The organism is Streptomyces sp. NPDC102270 (genome assembly GCF_044766405.1).
Classification (GTDB): domain Bacteria; phylum Actinomycetota; class Actinomycetes; order Streptomycetales; family Streptomycetaceae; genus Streptomyces.
In genome coordinates this window covers 1-4,987 of record NZ_JBIWLX010000064.1, presented here as the reverse complement: position 1 = coordinate 4,987, position 4,987 = coordinate 1, and the positions used below count along the sequence as shown (strand labels likewise).

The 4,987-nt window shown below is 71.6% G+C and carries 5 protein-coding genes; 1 reads left to right on the top strand and 4 read right to left on the bottom strand.

Annotation, left to right across the window (positions count from 1 at the left end; translation table 11 throughout):
* Positions 1–167 precede the first annotated feature (167 nt).
* The 4 genes from ACIRP7_RS45535 to ACIRP7_RS45520 all read right to left on the bottom strand — a co-directional run bounded on the left by ACIRP7_RS45535 (position 168) and on the right by ACIRP7_RS45520 (position 4,165).
* Positions 168–479, bottom strand: a complete 312-nt coding sequence (locus ACIRP7_RS45535; protein WP_403672952.1) for a hypothetical protein — start codon at positions 477–479, stop codon at positions 168–170.
* Between the two features lie 331 nt (positions 480–810).
* Positions 811–2,244, bottom strand: a complete 1,434-nt coding sequence (locus ACIRP7_RS45530; RefSeq protein ID WP_403672949.1) for an ATP-binding protein — start codon at positions 2,242–2,244, stop codon at positions 811–813.
* Positions 2,245–2,250: 6 nt separating this feature from the next.
* Positions 2,251–2,940 (bottom strand): response regulator transcription factor, encoded by a 690-nt coding sequence (locus ACIRP7_RS45525; protein ID WP_403672947.1) that lies wholly within the window; start codon positions 2,938–2,940, stop codon positions 2,251–2,253.
* A 301-nt stretch (positions 2,941–3,241) separates the two neighbouring features.
* Complete coding sequence (locus tag ACIRP7_RS45520; RefSeq protein ID WP_403672944.1) at positions 3,242–4,165, bottom strand: SDR family NAD(P)-dependent oxidoreductase; 924 nt, start codon at positions 4,163–4,165, stop codon at positions 3,242–3,244.
* Between the two features lie 84 nt (positions 4,166–4,249).
* Between ACIRP7_RS45520 and ACIRP7_RS45515 the strand changes: the two genes are divergently transcribed.
* The gene (locus tag ACIRP7_RS45515; RefSeq protein WP_403672941.1) at positions 4,250–4,819 is read left to right on the top strand and encodes a TetR/AcrR family transcriptional regulator; all 570 of its coding nucleotides are present in this window, start codon (positions 4,250–4,252) and stop codon (positions 4,817–4,819) included.
* Positions 4,820–4,987 lie beyond the last annotated feature (168 nt).

Genomic DNA, 4,987 nt, shown 5'->3' with positions numbered 1-4,987 from the left:
CGGCGGCGGTGCGCGTCTGGCGGGAGGAGACCTGGCCGGCGGTCCGTGCGAAGGCGAAGGCCGAGGGCAGCGAGGTGCTCTTCGCCGCCCAGGTCACCGGGCTCCGAGAAGGAGGCGCCGGCCGCGTGTTGAGGTCGCAGCCGACGCCCCGATCGTCAGTTGTTCTCTCACTTCTCGGCGCTGCCCGCTTCGTGCTGGGCGCCTGCGGACGCGTCGGCGTGCCCGTCGGGGCCGTCGGCGGCATCCGGGGTCTCCGCCTGACCGTGTTCGCCCTGCCGCTCGTTGTCGGGGGCGTTCTGGTCGCCGTGCTGGATGTTGTCCGTGTCCGGTCCGGCTGGCTCCGGCGGCGTGTCCTGTCGCACGACGGACGTAGCCGGAGCGGGGCTTGGGCTGGACGCGGCGATGGCAGAGCCGATCCCTGCCCCGCCGATGGTCAGGACGACGACCGCCGTGGCTGCGATCTTCCGGTTGACCTTCATGATGTCCGCCTTCCGAACGGATCGAGGTACTGATGCCCTCAGTGTGCAAAGCGGCTCATGAGACGACCGTGTAGGGCCGATGTGAAGGCTGACACGGAGGAATCCGCGCTGGGTGACTGAATCTCCCAGTGCGGCGGCTCGATCGGGTACGGACCGCTCCACGGTGCGCTGATGCTCTACGTGCTCTTGCGGGAACGGTTGAGTGCCTTGAGTGAAGCTCCCGCGGAAGGATTCCCGACCAGCGCCGGATCCGCGCACGGCGCCGCAGGGCCGCCCGCCGGTGGCCGGACCCATACGAGGCGCCCCATGTCCCGGCCGAGCCGGCCCGTGCTCACGCGGGCGGACCGGGGGCGAGCGGGAGCTCCAGGCGGACCCGGGCGCCGCCTCCCTCGGGATTGTCCGCCACCACGCTGCCGCCGTGGGCCTCTGCGATGGACCGCACGATCGCCAGGCCCAGCCCGGCGCCGCCGCCTGCCCGGGCCCGTGCGGCATCGGCGCGCCGGAACCGCTCGAAGGCCAGGGGGAGGAACGCGGGCGGGAAGCCGGGCCCGTGGTCACGTACCTCGATCACGGCGACATCGGCTCCGGGCCCGTGAGGGGTGCTGAGCGTCACGTCAATGACGGCGCCGTCCGGACTGTGGCGCAGGGCGTTGTCGAGGAGGTTGTCCACCGCCTGGCGCAGCCGGTCGGGATCGGCCACGATGCGCACCTGCGCGTCGGCGTGCAGGTTCAGGCGGACGCCGCGGGGGTGGGCGCGTGCCGAAGCCGCGTGGACCGCTCGGGTCAGGATGTCGGCGGGGGCTGTCGGTGCGGTTCGCAGGAAGGCGTGGCCTTCGTCCGCGCGGGCGAGTACCAGCAGGTCCTCGGCCAGCCTGATCAGCCGGTCGGTGTCGTCCGCCGCCGCGGTGATCGCGTCCACCAGTGCGTGGTGGGGGCGGCCCGGCCTGCGCGCCAGTTCCAGCTCGGCCTTCAGCGTGGTCAGCGGAGTGCGCAGTTCGTGGCCGGCGTCGGCGATGAAACTGCGTTCCCGGGCCAGGGCCTGGGCCAGGCGGTCCAGTACGGCATTCATGGTGATGGCCAGCGTCGCGATCTCATCGCGGGTGCTGGGCAGTGGGAGGCGGGCTGTGGTGTCGTGCTCGGAGATGTCTGCCAGGCGTCGTCGCATGCGTTCCACCGGGCGCAGCGCGGAGCCGGTCAGGGCGTAGGCACCGAGCCCGGCGAGGACGACGGCCGGGGGTCCGGCGATCCACAGCGCGGTGCTGGTGCGTGCGGTCGCCTCTTCGACCAGATGGGAGCCGGTGCCCACCACGACGAGGACGGGCTGGGCGCCAAGGCGGGCCGGCACGGCCAGCATCCGGTACTTTTCGCCCTCCACAGTGGTGGTGAACCTCACCGGGGCGTGTGGGGCGGCCCACCGTTGCGTGGTGTCCGCCAGTGGTTGCCGGCCGGCCGGGTCGGTGGTCGCCAGCACCGTGCCGTCGCGGGCGAGGACCTGTGTGATGTCGTCGGATCCCGGGCTCTGGCCGTGCTGGCCCTCCTGCTGGCCTCTGTCCCGGCTCTCGGAAGGCGGGGGCGGAGGGAGCGGCGGCAGCGGCCGCGCGGAGGCAAGGCGCGCAACTTCCGCGTCGGCCCGCATGCGCAGCGTGGAGTCCAGGGAATTGTTCAGACCTGCCGTCAGCTGCTGGAGGAACAGCAGCCCGGCGGTGGCGATGACGAACGCGGTGCCCAGCGCGAACAGAAGCGCCAGCCGCCACCTCAGAGGCATGACCGCTCATCCGCCCTTCGCGGGAGCCGGCACCCGCAGCCGGTATCCAGCTCCGCGCACGGTCTCCACGTGGGATTCTCCGCCGGGCTCGTCGATCTTGCGGCGCAGGTAGGCCACGTACTGGTCGACGACGTTGGACACCCCGTCGTAGGCGAAGTCCCACACGTGCTCCAGGATCCGGGTGCGGCTCAGTACATCGCCGGGATACCGCAGGAACAGCTCCAGCAGCGCGAATTCCCTGGGCGACAGCTGAAGCTCCGACTGCCCACGCCACACCCGCCGACTCGACGGGTCCAGCCGCAGATCACCCACGGCAAGGACCGCGGGCCGCTCCCCGGCCCCGCGCCGTACCAGTGCCCGCAGCCGCGCGAACAGTTCGGCGAAGCTGAACGGCTTGGTCAGGTAGTCGTCCGCACCCGAGTCCAGCCCCCGCACCCGATCCGTGACCACGTCCCGGGCCGTCAGCAACAACACGGGCGACCAGCATCCCCCGGCCCGCAGCATGCGGCACACCTCAAAACCGTCGAAACCCGGAAGCATCACATCCAGCACGATCACGTCATAGGGGCTTTCCTCCGCCCGCCACACCGCCTCCGGACCATCCCCGGCGACATCGACGGCATACCCCTCCTCACACAGCCCGCGCCGCAGCAGCGCCGCCGTGCGGACCTCGTCCTCCACCACCAGCACCCGCACACCACCACCGTAGGAGCCCCTGCATGTGAACAGCATGTGAGGACAGCTCGTGGGCAGGTCGCAGCGTCGGCGGGGCGGTGTGGGCGGGCGCGCGGCCGGTCCGCACGCTCCGCCGCTCCCATGCGCCGAACACACCGTTGCGGACCTGGCCAGACGCCTGACCGACCCTGCTTTCCCGAGGCCGGCCGCCGCCCTCGCGGGCGGCACTGCCGCACACTCCGCCCGGTGTCGGGTTTCCTTCTCGTCGTCGGCGCTTCGTCCGGCCTCCGCACCGCGGTCGTCCGGATGGCGGGTGGACGCCTCAGACGGGGAACGTGACGTCGGTGAGCTGTTCGGACACGGCCCACAGGCGCTGCTGGACGGCTGTGTCGTGGGACTTCTTGCTGGAGCTGACCACCTCGGGGTATCCGCGAGTTCCGGCCAAGCCGTCGGGGCCGTAGTACTGGCCGCCGGTGACGGAGGGATCGGTGGCCGCCCGCAGGGTGGGCAGAGCTCCCATGGCGGCCGGCTGGGCCAGCAGAGGCTGGAGCAGGTTGGCCCCCTTGCGCAGCGGGCCGCTCAGGTTCTGCTGGAGTTCGGTATCCGCCGCCCCGGGATGCGCGGCGGCGGCGATAGTGGTGTGGTGCGGGGCGAGGCGGCGCTGGAGTTCGTAGGTGAACATCAGGTTGGCCAGCTTGGCCTGCCCGTAGGCGACAACCCGGTTGTAGGAGCGGTCGAACTGCAGGTCGTCGAAGTGGATGCCGGCCCGGATGCGGTGGCCGAAGCTGCTGACGGTGACCACCCGGGAGCCGGGCACGGGCAGCATCAGGTCCAGCAGCAGGCCGGTGAGCGCGAAGTGCCCGAGGTGGTTGACCCCGAACTGCATGTCGAACCCGTCCTCGGTCTTCTGCCGGGGCGTGTACATCACGCCCGCGTTGTTGATGAGCAGGTCGATCTTCGGGTGCGCGGTGTGCAGCTCATCGGCGGCCGCGCGTACCGATTTGAGGGAGGCGAGGTCCAGGCGCTGGAGGCTGAGCTTGGCGCCCGGGGCGCTCTCGCGGATGCGGGCGAGTGCCTGGCGGCCCTTGTCGGGGTTGCGCACGGCGAGGACGACGTGCGCGCCGTGCTCGGCCAGGGCCCGCGCGGTCTGCAGTCCGAGGCCGCTGTTGGCGCCGGTGACGACGGCGACCCTGCCGTCCTGGGCGGGGATGTTTTGTTCGGTCCACCGGTCGGTCGTGCTGGCCATGATCAACCTCCATAACATGAATGGTGCTTCACCTTGTAGAGTGAAGCATCATTCACCTTTCGTCAAACGGTTCCGGAGGGCCCCATGACCTCACCCCGACCGCTACGCGCCGACGCGGCCCGCAACCGCACCCGGATCATGACCGCGGCGCATCAGCAGATCACCGAGCACGGGCCCGAGGTGTCGATGGAGCAGATCGCCGCTGCCGCGGGCGTCGCGGTCGGCACCCTGTACAAGCACTTTCCGAACAAGAACGACCTGGTCACAGCCGCGATCGCCGCCTCGTTCGAAACACTCGCCGACGACGCCGAAGAGTGCCTGCAACGCGAGGCCCAAGGTTCACCCGCCATGGCGGAGCTCACCGGCTTCCTCAACCGCGTCATGGACACGGTCGCCCACAACCGTGCCGTCAAAGCAGCCGCGCACGCGCTCAGTGCCGACCACACCGCCCACCCCGCCATGCAGGCTGTGGAAACCCGCGTCACCCAGGCCCTCGGCCGGCTCATCCTCAGCGCACAGGCTCAGGGCGCCCTGCGCGCCGACTTCACCCTCGACGACCTGTACCTGATGCTCTCCACCCTCCCCGCCGACCAGCCGCCCACCGCCCGCGCCCGATGGCTCGCCCTCCTCCTCACCGGCCTCACCGCCCACTGACCGACCATGCGGCCGTGGGGGGGGGGGGGGGGGGGGGGGGGGGGGGGGGGGGGGGGGCGGGGGGCGGCCCGCGCGGGCGGGGGGGGGGGGGGTGGGGGTGGGGGGGGGGGTCTGGGGGCATTTGTGTGGGGTGTGGGGGGGGGGGCGGGTTGAGAACCCCCCGCCGCC